The organism is Oricola indica, from assembly GCF_965227485.1.
GTDB classification, from domain to species: Bacteria; Pseudomonadota; Alphaproteobacteria; order Rhizobiales; family Rhizobiaceae; genus Oricola; species Oricola indica.
Window position 1 is genome coordinate 3911195 of sequence record NZ_OZ245747.1, and the last position, 14870, is coordinate 3926064.

Below are 14870 nucleotides of genomic sequence, written 5' to 3' on the forward strand. Positions count from 1 at the left end.
AGGGTCCTCGGCTTTCGCGGAAGCCTTGACATTGAAGCGCGGGAGACCATCAATCAAATAGATAATCGCAATTATCATTATAGGTCTGATCTATGATGGACGCCATCGCTCCTTCCCGCCCCGCGGAACGCCTCGTCCGCGACCTCGACTGGAACCTGTTGCGAACCTTCGTCGTTCTGGCGGAATCGCGCTCCGTCACGGAGGCCGCAGGAAAACTGCGGCTCGCCCAACCCTCGGTTTCCACCGCGCTCAAGCGTCTCGAAAGCAATATCGGAAAGAAACTGATCGAACGGTCGCCCGGCCGGTTCAAACTCACGCGTGCGGGCGAGTTGCTTTACCGTGAAGCCATCGACATCCAGGGCGCGATCTTCCGCCTGTCGACGCTGATGCGCGACGTCACCGACGAGGTACAGGGCCATGTGAAAATCGCGGTTGCGAGCCATGTCATCTGCCCGGTCTTCGATGAGGCGCTGGCGCATTTCCACGCCAAGCATCCCAAGGCGACGCTTTCCATCGATGTCGACACCAGCCGCGAGGCGATCGCCGCAGTGACCGCACGCAGCGCCACTTTCGCCATCTGCCTCGTCCGCGAGCGCAATCCGAAGCTCGAGTATCGCCGACTCTATCGCGAGTTTTTCGGGCTGTTCTGCGGGCCGCCGCATCCGCTTTTCGGGCGCAAGGGCCTGACACAGGCCGATCTCTCGGGGCATGCGTCGGTATCCTTCGAGACAGATCGGCTGCACGATGTGCTGAAACCCGTCACCCTGATGCGGGCCGAAGCCGATCTCGGCGACCGCATTGTCGGCACGTCGAGCCACCTCGAAGAGGTTCGCCGCATGATCATTGCGGGTCTCGGCATCGGGCCCCTCCCCGTTCACGTCGCCCAGCGCGACGTCGCCGCCGGGCAGTTGTGGCATCTGCCGCCCTACGACAAGATGCCGGAAATCGACGTGCATGTGGTCTGGAACCCGCGCGCCAACCTCAATCGCGCCGAGCAGTCCCTTCTGGAGGAGTTGCTGGAACGTATCGAGACGATCCCGATCGAGGAGCGCACCTACCTCTGACCGACGCGAAGGCAGTACCTTTCCACGTCCGATTGTCCGCATGCGATTGCGCGGTATCGCAGCGCTGCCTAATGCTGGAAGCATTCATCCGCGATTCCCCTCAAGCGCCCCGGCGGCGACCGAGTTTTCATGCCCAGCAAACATGCCGTTCTCAAAGATGTCTTCGGTTTCGATACCTTCCGGCCCGGACAGGAGGAAATCGTCGACTGTCTGCTCGAGGACCGCAATGTGCTCGCGGTCATGCCGACCGGTGCAGGCAAGTCCCTCACCTATCAGGTGCCGGCACTGGTCAAGGGTGGACTGACCGTCGTCGTGTCCCCGCTCGTCGCACTGATGCAGGACCAGGTCGCGGCGCTGAAACTTGCCGGAGTCGCGGCGGAGTCGATCAACTCCGCCGCAAGCCGCGACGACAACGTCGCGATCTGGCGCCGCGTCGCGTCAGGCCAGGTCCGTATCCTGTACATGGCGCCGGAGCGGCTGATGACGGACCGCATGATCGCCGCGCTGCAAAAGATCGGGGTCACGCTTTTCGCCATCGACGAAGCGCATTGCATTTCGCAATGGGGCGCATCGTTCCGCCCGGAATACGACATGCTTCAAAACCTGCGTACCGCTTTTCCGGGTGTCCCGATCGGGGCCGTGACCGCGACTGCCGACGAGGCAACCCGCCGCGACATCGCAGAGAAGCTCTTTGCCGGAAATGCGGCGCAGTTTGTCGCCGGTTTCGACCGGCCCAATATCAGCCTCACCGTCGAGCCAAAAGCCAACATGAAGAAGCAGTTGCTGGCTTTTCTTGACGGCCGCAGCCAGCAGAGCGGTATCGTCTACGCCCTGTCGCGAAAGAGCAGCGAGGAACTGGCTACATTCCTTTGCGAAAACGGCTGTCGCGCGGTTCCCTACCATGCCGGCCTTTCCTCGGAACAACGCGCGGAGACGCAAAACCTTTTCATGACGGAAAGCGGCGTGATCGTGTGTGCGACCATCGCCTTCGGGATGGGTATCGACAAGCCGGACGTGCGTTTCGTTTTCCATGCGGATCTACCCGGCTCGCTCGACGCCTATTACCAGGAGATCGGACGTGCGGGCCGTGACGGCGATCCGGCGGATGCGCACATGGTGTTCGGCCTGCAGGACATAACCATGCGCCGCCGCTTCATCGACGACGAGAACGGGAGCGACGAAAGGCTCCGGCGCGAGCACAAACGCCTCGATGCGCTGGTGGCCTATTGCGAGGCGCCGACCTGTCGCCGCCAGAGCCTGCTTTCCTATTTCGGCGAGGAATCGGAGCCCTGCGGCAATTGCGATGTCTGCCTCAACCCGGTCGAGACCGTCGATGGCGCGGATGATGCGCGCAAGATCCTGTTTGCCGCGCAAATGACCGGCGAACGCTTCGGCGCGACCCACCTGGTCGACCTCCTTCTGGGCAAGGCCAATGAGAAGGCGCAGGCGCAGGGCCATACTGAGCTTTCGGTATTTGCGGCGGGACGCAACCATCCCCGACCGGTCTGGCAATCCCTGATCCGGCAACTCGTCGGCGGCGGGTTCCTGACCCTCGATGTCGCGGGCTATGGCGGTCTTTCGATCGCGCCGAAGGGGCATGCGCTGCTGAACGGCGAAGCCGAATTCCGCTACAGGCCGGACATGATCCGCAGCGCAAAGAGCAAGTCGAGGGCCAGTGTCGCCGCGGAGATGGATGCCGACGTCCCGCAGCCTCTCCTGCAGCGCCTGAAAGCCCGCCGCACCGATCTCGCGCGCGAACGCTCGGTCCCCGCCTACGTCATCTTTCCCGACAAGACACTGATCGAAATGGCGAAATCCCAGCCTGCCGACCGCCGAGACTTTGCGCGCCTGCATGGTGTCGGCGAAGCCAAGCTCGAACGTTTCGCGGATGCGTTCCTGGACGAGATCAGGCTCTACGCACAGGAGGGCTGAGGTGTCGCGCTATCCGACAGGAACGACATCGACCGCCTGGGAACTCGTATGCGCCCCGGCGGATCGCGTCACGCCTCTGATGGGCGCAACATCGAAGTAGTCGCGGGCGCGCGCGATGACGATATGGTCCTCTCCGGCGAGGACCGCATTGGTCGGATCGAACTCGATCCACCCCATTTCCTCCCCGCACCACGCCCGAACCCACGCATGCATCGCGTCGGCGCCCTCCAGCCTGGGTTTCCCCTCGGGCGGGATCGTTCGCAGGAACCCGCTGACATAGCCGGCCGGTATGCCGATGCCGCGCAGGCAGGAAATCATGATGTGGGTGAAATCCTGACAGACACCGTGCCGGCGCTCGAAGGCTTCCAGCATCGGTGTTTCCACGGTCGTCGCCTCCGGATCGAACTTCATGTCGCGGTGCAGCGCCAGATTGATCGCGCTCACCGTCTCCAGCGTGCTTGCATTGCCGACGATGACACTTCGCGCATAGTCCGTCGTCCGCCTGTCGATTGGAACCCGGGTGGAAGACCCCTTGAAGTGATGCGGAGACGCCGCGTCGACGCCTCTGTAGGCGGCGAGATCCTCCGCCAGTCCGCCAAGCGTCGGCGACATGTCGAATTGCGGGCCGCGCGCAATGCGATCGACCCGCGCCTGCGCTTCGAAGGAGAGCACCTCATGCGGGCTGTCGAAGGCGAGTTCGGTGAACCGGTTGCCGAAAAAGTCGATACGGTCGACCCACTCCTGCGGACGAGGCTTGACCGTCATCGTGCCGGCGATGGCACGCTGTTCGCCGGGCAGATCCGCAGGCATGAGCCGTACCAGGTGACGGCCCGCATCGGCGAGATCGGGATAGGTGTATTCGATTTTCAGCGAGATGTCGTAGCGCATCGGCTCGGCCTAGCGGAAATAGGTGCGGCTGAGTTCTCCGGAAATGGCGCCCAGATCGGCACCCACTTCCAGGAGAGCCTCGGTGTCGAGCGTATCGGCCGCATGGGTGGCCAGCGCCGCATGGGTCTTGAGCAGAACCCGCTGAAGCTCGTTGGACGGCCGGTGCTGCTCCGCGCCGGGAAGATAGCCGAAATGTTCCCGCATCTTGTCCAGCTGATGCACGATGGATCGCGGGTTGAGCGGATCGAGCGCCAGAAGGTCGATCACCGTCTCGCGGTTGGTCGCGACCGCGTAGCGCCGGCGGTGCGACATGGCGCTGTCGCCGACCTCGATGGCGAGATCGAAGCCGCCTTCCGGCGCTTCGATGTCGGCATATCGGGCAAGGAGGTAGGTCATCGCGATGGCACGCTCGAGCGAACGGCCGATACTCAGGAAACGCCATCCGGTAAACCGGTACATGTTTTCGTGTACGAGGCCGGAGAAGCCGGACAGTTTGCGCAGCAGGATACCCATTGCCCGGGCCGTGTCGTCGCCGGGCATTGCCGTTACGGCCATCCTGTCTATCGTCCGGTCGATATCCGAAAGGGCGAGCCAGCCATCGACCGAGAACCGGTCCCGCACATGGCCGGCGGATGTCGTGGCCGAAGCGATTGCCGTCTGTATGCCTTCCTCGAGACCGTCTTCCGGATCGACGCCGGTCGAGATCATGTATTCGGCCAGATCCTTCAACAGGGGCGTATCCGGAAAGGCCGTTTCCGCGAGGCGGACATGATAGCCGCGCATCAGACGGATCATCGTCTCGGCGCGCTCCACATAGCGGCCGAGCCAGAACAGATTGTCGGCGGCCCTGCTCGGCAGGATGCCGGGCTGGTTGCGCACGAACGGCGCGACCGGCTGGGCCAGCATCGTATCCTTGTCGACAGGCGATTTCCTGACGACCCAGACATCGGCAACCGAACCGCCGCGCTGCATCGCCAATTGTGGCGTGTCGCCCGACCGGCCGATACGCGCGAAACCGCCCGGCATGACCCGCCAGCCTTCCGCGGTCCGGGCAAGAAACACGCGCAGGCTCATCGGCCTCGGCGCGAGACCGCCATCGACGAAAGCCGGGGCGGTGGACAAGGTGACCGTCTCTTGGCCGACGAGATTGCCTGCCTCCTGATCGATCCAGCCATCGACCGTCTCCCGCATCTCGCTGGTGAAAACACCGCCGACCGCCGAGATATCGTCGAGTTCGAACGGCAGTCTCGTCGTATAGGCATCGCCGATCGTCATGCGTGTGGCATTCGCCTTGACATGCTCGCGCTCGGCCTGCTGACCGCACCACCATGTCGCGATATTGGGAAGCTTCAGCGGTTCGCCCGTCAGCGCCTCGCAGATGCGCGGAACAAACGCGAGGAACGCGCGGGTTTCGAGAACACCCGAGCCAAGCGCGTTGATCATCGTTATCGAGCCGTTCCGGATCGTACCGAGAAGACCCGGCGTGCCGAGCCTCGACGCTTCATTGAGTTCGAGCGGGTCGGCCCATTGCGCATCGAGACGCCGCCACAAAACGCTGATCGGCGACAGGCCCGCGACGGTGCGCACCATCAGCTTGCCGTTATGGACGGTCAGGTCCTCGCCCTCCAACAGCATGAAGCCGAGATAGCGCGCGATATAGGCGTGCTCGAAATAGGTATCGTTCAAAAGGCCGGGCGTCAGGATACCGACCCGGCTCGCATCGTCTTCACGCAGGCCCAGCAGCGTATCCCGAAAATCGCGGAAGAAACCGGCCAACCGCTCGACATTGGTGCGGCCATAGATATCGGAATAGATGCGCGAGGTGGCGATACGGTTTTCCAGCGCAAACCCGGCACCCGAGGGAGCCTGCGTTCGGTCTCCAAGCACCCACCAGTTTCCTCCCGGTCCACGTCCGATATCGAATGCGACGAAGTGCAGGAAATGGCCGGAGCGCGGCGTCACTCCGACAAGCGGACGCAGCCACTCGCGATTGTCGGCGATCAGCGGCGCAGGCAGATAGCCGTCCCTGACCAGTTCGTTGGGGCCATAGAGGTCCGCCAGGATTCGTTCCAGCAAATCCGCGCGCTGGACGAGTCCGGTGCCGATGGCGTTCCATTCGTCCTCATCGATGAGGAGCGGCATGTGGCTGAGCGGCCAGTCGCGCTCGGAAGTGTCCTGCGGACCGTAGTGGCGATAGAACACGCCGGAATCGCGCAGGTGCTGATCGCCTCTTGCCATGCGGGCGGAGAGTTCTTCGGGCGTCATCTCCGAAAGAGACCGGATCAGGTCGCCCCAGACCGGACGAATCCGGCCATCCGCGGCGACCAATTCATCGGGCACGTCATCGATCCGCCGATAACCGGCGAGCAGCCTCTCGACGGAATTGTCAGGCGCGCGATCGCCGCGAATGTTCATGTCTTCAAATACCTGGCGACCGTCTCAGGTCGAGCGTCATCGGAAACTCGCGATGCGGCGCTTCCGGCGGCGGCACATACGCGCCCGGAGTATGGCCATTGGCCTCGAAGCGCGCAAGCCGTCTGGCTTCCGCCTCGTTCGCGTTGACCGGGAAGGTCTCGTAATTGCGCCCGCCGGGATGAATGACATGGTAGATGCAACCGCCGAGCGCCCGACCGGTCCAGGTGTCGAAGATATCGAAGGTCAAAGGCGCATCCACCGGCAGCACCGGGTGAAGTGCGGCGGAAGGCTGCCATGCCTTGAAGCGAACCGCGCCGACCGACATGCCGCCCGTGCCGGTTTTCTGGAGCGGAATCCGCCGCTTGTTGCAGGTGACGAGATAGCGTTCCGGGTCGGTCGTGACGAGCTTGACCTGAAGGCGTTCCGTCGAACTGTCCGTGTAGCGCACCGTGCCGCCGATCGCGCCGGTTTCGCCCAGCACGTGCCAGGGCTCGAGCGCCTGCCGGATTTCCAGGTGGACATCCTCGTAATCGACGGCACCGCAGAAGGGGAAGCGGAATTCCGCCTGCGCCTCGAACCATTCCGGACGCAGGTCGAAACCGTGCTCGCGCAGATCGCGCAGAACATCGAGGAAGTCCTGCCAGACGAAATGCGGCAGCATGAAACGGTCGTGCAGCACTGTTCCCCAGCGCGTCAGGTCGCCGCCGACCGGGCTGTGCCAGAACCGAGCCACCAGGGCACGGATCAGAACCTGCTGGGCAAGGCTCATGCGCGCATTGGGCGGCATCTCGAAGCCGCGGAACTCGATCAGGCCGAGCCGGCCCGTGGGACCGTCGGGCGAATAGAGCTTGTCGATGCAGATTTCGGCGCGATGGGTGTTGCCGGTCACGTCGGTGAGCATGTTTCGCAACAGGCGGTCCGTGAGCCATGGAAGCGGCGGCTCGCCCTCGCCCGGATGCGGAATCTGCGCCAGCGCGATTTCGAGCTCGTAAAGACTGTCGTGGCGCGCCTCGTCGATGCGCGGCGCCTGGCTGGTCGGTCCGATGAACAGGCCGGAAAACAGATAGGACATGCTCGGATGGCGCTGCCAGTGCAGGATCAGGCTGCGCAGGAGATCCGGCCGGCGCAGGAACGGACTGTCCATCGTCGTCGCTCCGCCGACGACGACGTGGTTGCCGCCGCCCGTTCCGGTGTGCTTGCCGTCGATCATGAACTTGTCTGCGCCGAGGCGTGTCTGGCGCGCCTCCTCGTAGATCGCCTCCGTCGTCGCCACACATTCCTCCCAGCTTGACGCGGGATGGATGTTGACCTCGATCACGCCGGGATCGGGCGCGACGCGGATAACATTCATGCGCGGATCGGTCGGCGGCGCATAGCCCTCGATATGCACCTGCAGATCGAGCTTCGCGGCTGCCGCCTCCGCTGCGGCCACCAGTTCCAGATAGTCCTCGATGCGCTCCACGGGCGGCATGAAAACGCAAAGCCTTCCGTCGCGCGGTTCGACCGAGAGCGCCGTACGCACCGCACCGCCCAATTCGCCGAGTTCCTGCTCGACAACGTCCTGAACCCGACCTCCAGCCGTAAACGAGGCAACAGGCTGGGCATGGCCACCCTGTTCGGCGGCAATCGAGTCAGAAGCCTGAAAGTCGGGCAGCGGGCCGCGAGGCTCCGTCGGATCGGCGATATTGACGTATGGGTATTGAGACGGCGGGACGTAGGGCAGCGAGCCGAGCGGCAGACGATAGCCGACCGGGCTGTCGCCCGGGACGAGATAGACATTGCCGCGCCGCGTTTTCCATTTTTCCGAACGCCAGCGAACGCCGGAGCCGGTCGCCTTGGCCTGCCAGCGCTGGATCGGCAACACGAAACCGGATGGTTCCGTCAGACCCCGCTCGAACACCGTCGTCATGCGGTGTCGCTCCTCCGGGTCCTCAAGCTTGGAATTCTGCGGCGTCACGTTTTCCGGAAGATTGCCTTCCTTGAGAATCCATTCCGCCGGATCCTCATAGGCCGGAACCACGAATTCGCTCTCGACGCCGAGTTCTTCCGCAATCGTGGCGAGCAGCTTCTCCGCCTTCTCCTTGTCGGCTCCGGCATCTTCGCCTTCGGGCGCGATCAGCGCGGTATCCTGCCAGATCGGCTTTCCGTCTCGACGCCAGTAGAGCGAGAACGTCCATCGCGGCAGGGTCTCGCCCGGATACCACTTGCCCTGCCCGTAATGAAGAAAGCCTCCCGGCGCGAAACGCTCGCGAAGCCGGCGGATCAGCTTGTCGGCAAGAGCGCGCTTCTGCGGACCGACGGCATCGATATTCCATTCTTCGGATTCGAAATCGTCGATCGAAACGAAGGTCGGTTCCCCGCCCATCGTCAACCGGACATCGCCCGCGGCGAGCGAGGCATCGACCTTGCGCCCGAGTTCATCGAGCGCAGCCCACGACTCGTCGGAGAACGGCTTGGTGATGCGCGGGTGCTCTGCCGTACGCCGAACCTTCATGTCGAAGGCGAAATCAACATTGGCGAAGCTCGCCGCACCGGAAATCGGCGCCGCGTTGCGGAAATGCGGGGTCGCCGCCAGCGGTATGTGGCTTTCGCCGGTGAGCAAGCCTGACGTCGGGTCGAGCCCGATCCAGCCTGCGCCGGGCAGATAGACCTCGGCCCAGGCGTGAAGATCCGTGAAATCGTGATCGGTTCCGGGTGGTCCGTCGAGCGACACGAGGTCCGGCTTCAACTGTATCAGGTAACCGGAAACGAAACGCGCCGCGAGCCCGAGATTGCGGAGGATCTGCACCAGCAGCCAGGATGTGTCGCGGCACGAGCCCTTGCCGATCTGCAACGTCTCTTCGGGCGTCTGAACACCCGGCTCCATGCGAATGACGTAGTCGATTTCCTGCGACAAGCGGGCATTGAGATTGACGATCATGTCGACCGTACGCTGTTGCGACCGGTCTATCGTGGCGAGAAGTTCGGTCAGCAACGGACCGGCGGGCTCCGGCGTCTTGTAGATGACGAGGTCGGGGCCGAGATCGGCATCATAGTCGAACGGGTATTCCTCCGCCTTTTCCTCGACGAAGAAATCGAACGGGTTGTAGACCGTCATGTCGGCGACGAGATCGACCTCGATCTTCAGTTCCGTCACCGGTTTCGGAAAGACGAACCGCGCCAGCCAGTTGCCATAGGGATCCTGCTGGTGATTCACGAAATGCTCGGATGGCGAGACCTTCAGCGAATGCGAGATCACCCGCGTGCGGCTGTGCGGCGCCGGCCGGAGCCGAATGATCTGCGGTCCGAGCGACACGGGTCGATCATAGCGGTAATGCGTCAGATGGTAGAGGGCGGCCTTGATCGACATTTATCCAGCTTTTCCGTTGGTTACCGGATCAGGTTTCCACAAATCGCCGCATCGCACAAATCGATTCGAAGAAAACGGCATAACGACCTCCCGGGAAGACCGGCGAGGCGTCGATGGACCGGTGCAGGTGACATCCGGTCCAATCCGGGGTCTGTTCGACAGCAGATTAGTTGGTGGGCCCGGAGGGACTCGAACCCCCAACCAAGCGGTTATGAGCCGCCGGCTCTAACCAATTGAGCTACAGGCCCCACCCGCGATCTGCCTAGCCGAAACGTTGCGGCTCCACAAGCCGTTACGTCCCTGTTGCCTGAGCGCCTTATTGGCGGCGCAATGACGTGGCACCGGCGGCATCGAAGGGTCAAATGACGGGAACACCACAATGAACATCGCACGCAATGCCATCGCCTCCGCCCTATTCCTGGCTACTCCGCTTGCCGCCTCTCCGGCGCTTGCGCAACAGGCCGATCAAACACCGCGGATCGTCGTCACCGGCGAAGGCACAGCATCGGTTGCGCCCGACATGGCGGTCTTGTCGCTGACTGTCCTGCGCGAAGGAAAGAGCGCCCGCGAGGCGCTCGACGCCAATTCGGCGGCAATGGCCGAAGTGCTGGCCGCGATGAAGGCGGAGGGCATTGCCGAGCGGGACCTGCAGACCGCCAATTTCTCCATCGAACCGCAATATTACTATCCGCCGCGCAAGGAAGGCACCGATCCCGAGCAGCCGCGCATCACCGGCTATATCGTGCGCAACTCGCTGACAGTGCGGCTGCGCGACCTCGACAAGCTTGGGGCCGTGCTAGACAAATCGGTGACCCTCGGCGTCAATCAGGGCGGCAACATCGCCTTCACCAATGACGACCCGTCATCGACAGTGACCGAGGCCCGGATCGCGGCAATGAAGGATGCGAAGGCAAAGGCCGAAACGCTGACGCAGGCCGCCGGCATCGGCCTCGGCAAGGTGCTTGAAATCTCGGAAAACTCCGGCGGGCGCATGCCGGAACCGCTTGCGAAGGTGCGCTCGGCCATGGTCGAAGCGTCGGCCGATGTTCCCGTCGCGGCCGGCGAAAACAACTACACGGTTTCAGTCACCGTCACATTCGGCCTGGACCAGTAGGAAACGACCTCGTCACTGGCCGGACAAGTCCGGCCAGATGGCATCCGCCTAGCGCAGGTCGCGCATCCAGTATTCCATGGGTTTCTCGGTCTCGACCGTCTCGCCTAGGTCCTTCCAGCCATAAGAGGTCGAAAGCCCGTCCACGCGCTCATAGCCACGATTGCGCCAGAACCCGTCGAGCGGAACATGGTCGGTCGGGCGCATCGGGTGATCGGCCGGGCGTATGACAGCGGAGAAAATGCACTTCGAAAAACCCTGCCGGCGCGCCTCCGCCTCGCGTTCCTCGAAAAAACGGATGCCGACGCCCTGACCGCGATAGCCGGGCAGCAGGACGGATTCGCCGAAGTAAAAGAATGCGTCCGGGTCGAGGCCGAGCTTTGCGAAAGGCCCCGCGAACTCCTCCTTGTGCTCGGAAAGCGGCGAGGCCGTCGCCATGCCGACTAGCGTCGCGCCGTCGAAAGCCCCGCAAACGAAAGCGCCCGGAGCATCGAGATAGGTCTCCAGATAGCGTCGTTCGTAGTCCATGTCGCCGTCATAGAGATAGGGCCAGGCGCGGAACACCGTGATGCGCAGCCGCGCCATGTCCTCGAAGCGGTCCCCGATCTCCTCACGGGTGAGCGGGCGGGCTTTGGCGGCCATCAGTCCGCCTTCGAGACCTGCGCAGTCCAGTCGGTCAGGTTGTAATAGGTCGTCACGCGGCTGATCAGCCCGTCGTCGATCTCGAAAAAGATACCGGCGGGCAGTGTATAGCTCTGGCCGTTCGCGGGCGGCAGGCCGTCGGCTGTCGAAAGGTATTTTCCGTGCACAGTGAATTCGGCGGCGGCACGCACACCGCCCTCGCCCACCATGATGGCGATATCTGTCAGGCGTTCCTCGTAATGGCGCGACATCTCGGCATTGAACCAGCGGAACTTTTCCTTGCCGATCTCCCGGCCGCCCTGATTGATGTCATGGGCGACATCGTCGTGCAGGCAGGCAAGCATGGCGTCTGAATCGCTGGCATTGAACGCGGCGAGATAGCGCTCGATCAGGGCTTTGGCATCGGCTTCAGACATGGTCGTTCCTCTCAAATAATCCGGTCGGATCAAAACGCCGGCGCGCCGGCGCGGTTCCGTCCTACATCCCTTCCTCGACCATGTGGTCGAGATATTCGCCCTCATGCGCCATATCCTGCTCGAAGGCGGTGACGCGATCGCGCATCGACATGGACGCCGCATGAACCGATGTCGGGTCCCCGGTAATCAGCGGATGCCAGTCGTAAAGCGGCCTGCCTTCGGCGAGCAGTCTGTAGGCGCATGTCTGGGGCAGCCATGGGATCGTGCGTACGTTTTGCGGCGTCAGCCCCACGCAATCGGGCACTTCCACCAACCGGTTCGCATAGTCGGTGCAGCGGCACTTTTCAGCATCGAAAAGACGGCAGGCGACCGTGGTGTAATAGATCTCGTCGGTATCGTCGTCGATCAGCTTCGACATGCAGCATTTGCCGCAGCCGTCGCACAGCGCTTCCCACTCGGCGGGGGTCATCGCCTCGAGGGGAACGGTTTCCCAGAAACGGTCGCGCATGGGTGCAGCTTCGTCTGTCATTGTCGCGACCAACCATATGCGCAACGCCCTTGCAAGCAGGACGGAACAACAATCGGGCCTCGATTATTTCTCCATGAAGCACTAAGCCGAAATCGAGAGGAGACTGCATATGCGCTTTAAGGCAAAAACCGTCATCGTCACCGGTGCGGCGGGCAATCTCGGCAGCGCCGTCGCGCGTCGCTTCGCCGAGGAAGGCGCGTCTGTCGCCCTGTTCGGCCACAAGCTGGAAAAGGTTCAGGCGGTCGCGGCGGCGCTGGATGGTGACCACGCGGCTTTCGCCGTCGATCTGACCGACCGCGACGCGACAAAGCAGGCCATAGAGGCCGCAAGCCGGCAATTCGGGCCACCCGCTGTCCTGTGCGCGATCGCGGGCGGTTTCGACATGGGGACTCCGGTGCACGAGGTTCCTGCCGAGAGCTGGCAGAAGATGATGGACCTCAATCTCGGCACGCTTCTTTCGGTGCTCGCCGCCGTCACGCCGGGCATGATCGAACGCGGCAACGGCAAGATCGTCACTGTCGGCGCGAATGGCGCGAAAGCGGGTGGCAAGACCATGGGGCCCTACGCGGCTTCGAAATCCGCCGTGATGCGCGTGACCGAAAGCGCCTCGGCGGAGCTCAAGTCACACGGCATCAATGTCAATTCCGTGCTTCCGTCGATCATCGATACGCCGGAAAACCGCGAAGCCATGCCAAAGGCGGACAGTTCCAAATGGGTTTCGCCCGAGAGCCTTGCCGGCGTCATCGCCTTCCTCTGCTCCGAGGACGCAAAGGACATCCACGGCGCGCTGCTGCCCGTTACCGGGCTCAGCTAGCGGCTGTCCTGCTTGACGCTCCGGCCGAGCCGCGCGAGCGCCTCGCGCAGCCCCTCGTCTTCGATGCTTTCGGTGAGCGCATCGATCCGCTTCTCGTCTGCGGGCGACACGGGCGCCTTCCTGCGGGGCGGCTTTCGTGTCGGCGCGACCGGTTTTTGGACGAGTTGCAGGCGTTCGATGGCCTGGAAACCGAAAAACGCGTTCACCCGCTGAATGATTTCACCGGTCTGATGCTGGAGGTGAAGCGCAGACATTCCCTCGGCGGCGACGATCAGCGTCGCGGGCTTGAAGGGATCGTCCTCGGAAGCGCGGCGCGGCCAGTTGATCTTTTGCGGTCTTGTCGTTTCGGCAAGCGATGCAGGCACGATTTCCGGCCATGAAGACAACAAGGCCGATGTCATGCCGGCGCGCTTCGCAAGCACCGGATCGAGCACGTCGGAGACCAGCCCCCCGAGTTGTTCGGGGAAGGCCTTTTTCCATGGTCCTGATCGTGATTTCCGTGCCGTCACGCCGAGTTGTCCTCGCTATGTGGCGATGCGGTGATAATAAACATGCGAGCCGACAAAAAGCGATGCTTGATCTTGATGGTCGGGTTGGCACAAGAACGGGACATGAATGCGGCCCCTTCTCCCGCCATCGCGACGAAATTGCTTGCCTGGTACGATCGCCATGCCCGCGACCTGCCCTGGCGCGTTGGCCCCATCGATCTCGCCAAAGGCGTTCGGCCCGATCCGTACCGCGTATGGCTCTCGGAAATCATGCTGCAGCAGACGACCGTCGCCGCTGTCCGGGACTATTTCGCGAAATTCACGGCAAAATGGCCGAACGTCGATGCGCTTTCCGCTGCAAGCGAGGACGACATCCTGCGCGCGTGGGCGGGGCTCGGCTACTATTCGCGCGCCCGAAACCTCAAGAAATGCGCCGACGCCGTGATGGGCTCGCACGACGGGCGGTTTCCGCAGACGGCTGCGGCTTTGCGCGATCTTCCGGGCATCGGCGACTACACCAGCGCGGCCATCGCGGCCATCGCCTTCGATGAACCGGTCGCCGTGGTCGACGGCAATGTCGAACGCGTGATGACCCGTCTTTTTGCCATCGACACGCCGCTGCCTGAAGCCAAGAAAGGCATCAAGACGAAGACACAGGCGCTCACGCCCGAGCGCCGGCCGGGCGATTTCGCGCAGGCGATGATGGATCTCGGCGCCACCCTTTGTACGCCGAAGCGGCCGGCCTGCATGCACTGCCCCTTGCGTGCAGATTGCGCGGCCTTGACGAAAGACGATCCGGAGCGTTTTCCGGTCAAGCCACCGAAGAAGGCGAAACCGGTGCGAAGAGGCGCTGCCTTCGTGCTCACCAATCGCGACGGTGCGATCCTGCTCGAGAAGCGCGGCGACAGTGGCCTGCTCGCCGGCATGACACAGGTGCCGACCACGGAATGGTCCGCGCGCCGGGACGGAGAAACCGGGACCGGCAGTGCTCCACTGCCCGGCATTGACTGGATATCCTGCGGCACGATCGTCCATGTCTTCACCCATTTCGAATTGCGCCTCGACGTCTATCGCGGCGAAGGCGAAAAGGCCCCTGCCGCACATCAATGGTGGAGCGCGCCGGACGACATCGCGGGAGAGGCCCTACCAACTGTCATGAAAAAAGTGTTGGGTCTCGCCATCGAGCACGAATCGGAACACGACCTTTCCTGAAACGCCCAGG

Annotated in this window: 12 protein-coding genes and 1 tRNA gene; 5 read left to right on the plus strand and 8 right to left on the minus strand. The window is 63.1% G+C overall.

Annotated elements, in window-relative coordinates; all coding sequences use genetic code 11:
- The first annotated feature begins 92 nt into the window (after nt 1-92).
- Both ACQK2M_RS19470 and recQ read left to right on the plus strand, forming a co-directional pair.
- Nucleotides 93-1064: a LysR family transcriptional regulator gene (locus ACQK2M_RS19470; RefSeq protein WP_425419161.1), complete on the plus strand. Its 972-nt coding sequence runs from the start codon at nt 93-95 to the stop codon at nt 1062-1064.
- Between the two features lie 129 nt (nt 1065-1193).
- A complete protein-coding gene (gene recQ / locus ACQK2M_RS19475) occupies nt 1194-2996 on the plus strand; it encodes a DNA helicase RecQ (RefSeq protein ID WP_425419162.1) in 1803 nt (600 codons plus the stop codon).
- Nucleotides 2997-3005: 9 nt separating this feature from the next.
- Here the strand turns inward: recQ and ACQK2M_RS19480 are convergent, their stop codons facing one another.
- The 4 genes from ACQK2M_RS19480 to ACQK2M_RS19495 all read right to left on the minus strand — a co-directional run bounded on the left by ACQK2M_RS19480 (nt 3006) and on the right by ACQK2M_RS19495 (nt 9896).
- Nucleotides 3006-3884 (minus strand): transglutaminase family protein, encoded by an 879-nt coding sequence (locus tag ACQK2M_RS19480; protein WP_425419163.1) that lies wholly within the window; start codon nt 3882-3884, stop codon nt 3006-3008.
- Between the two features lie 9 nt (nt 3885-3893).
- On the minus strand, nt 3894-6299 hold the full coding sequence (locus tag ACQK2M_RS19485; protein ID WP_425419164.1) for a circularly permuted type 2 ATP-grasp protein: 2406 nt from the start codon (nt 6297-6299) through the stop codon (nt 3894-3896).
- A 4-nt stretch (nt 6300-6303) separates the two neighbouring features.
- Nucleotides 6304-9648, minus strand: a complete 3345-nt coding sequence (locus ACQK2M_RS19490) for a DUF2126 domain-containing protein (RefSeq protein WP_425419165.1) — start codon at nt 9646-9648, stop codon at nt 6304-6306.
- Nucleotides 9649-9819: 171 nt separating this feature from the next.
- A tRNA-Ile gene (locus tag ACQK2M_RS19495) sits at nt 9820-9896 on the minus strand.
- 131 nt (nt 9897-10027) lie between these two features.
- Here ACQK2M_RS19495 and ACQK2M_RS19500 point away from each other — a divergent pair.
- The gene (locus ACQK2M_RS19500) at nt 10028-10762 is read left to right on the plus strand and encodes an SIMPL domain-containing protein (RefSeq protein ID WP_425419166.1); all 735 of its coding nucleotides are present in this window, start codon (nt 10028-10030) and stop codon (nt 10760-10762) included.
- A 48-nt stretch (nt 10763-10810) separates the two neighbouring features.
- On the opposite strand, the gene ACQK2M_RS19505 is transcribed toward ACQK2M_RS19500, so the two are convergent.
- From ACQK2M_RS19505 to ACQK2M_RS19515, 3 genes are all read right to left on the minus strand, one after another.
- On the minus strand, nt 10811-11401 hold the full coding sequence (locus ACQK2M_RS19505; protein WP_425419167.1) for a GNAT family N-acetyltransferase: 591 nt from the start codon (nt 11399-11401) through the stop codon (nt 10811-10813).
- Nucleotides 11401-11817, minus strand: coding sequence for a ketosteroid isomerase-related protein (locus tag ACQK2M_RS19510; protein ID WP_223478378.1), 417 nt, complete (start codon nt 11815-11817; stop codon nt 11401-11403). The genes ACQK2M_RS19505 and ACQK2M_RS19510 overlap by 1 nt, the downstream gene beginning before the upstream one ends.
- Before the next feature lie 61 nt (nt 11818-11878).
- A complete protein-coding gene (locus tag ACQK2M_RS19515; protein WP_425420094.1) occupies nt 11879-12325 on the minus strand; it encodes a YcgN family cysteine cluster protein in 447 nt (148 codons plus the stop codon).
- A 130-nt stretch (nt 12326-12455) separates the two neighbouring features.
- Between ACQK2M_RS19515 and ACQK2M_RS19520 the strand changes: the two genes are divergently transcribed.
- Nucleotides 12456-13160 (plus strand): SDR family oxidoreductase, encoded by a 705-nt coding sequence (locus ACQK2M_RS19520; RefSeq protein WP_425419168.1) that lies wholly within the window; start codon nt 12456-12458, stop codon nt 13158-13160.
- Here ACQK2M_RS19520 and ACQK2M_RS19525 read toward each other — a convergent pair.
- Nucleotides 13157-13669 carry a DUF721 domain-containing protein gene (locus tag ACQK2M_RS19525; protein ID WP_425419169.1) on the minus strand — a complete coding sequence of 171 codons (513 nt, stop codon included), beginning with the start codon at nt 13667-13669 and terminating at the stop codon, nt 13157-13159. The two genes, ACQK2M_RS19520 and ACQK2M_RS19525, sit on opposite strands and share 4 nt — an antisense overlap.
- Nucleotides 13670-13771: 102 nt before the next feature.
- Here ACQK2M_RS19525 and mutY point away from each other — a divergent pair, with 102 nt between their 5' ends.
- The gene (gene mutY, locus ACQK2M_RS19530; RefSeq protein ID WP_425419170.1) at nt 13772-14860 is read left to right on the plus strand and encodes an A/G-specific adenine glycosylase; all 1089 of its coding nucleotides are present in this window, start codon (nt 13772-13774) and stop codon (nt 14858-14860) included.
- Nucleotides 14861-14870: the final 10 nt, after the last annotated feature.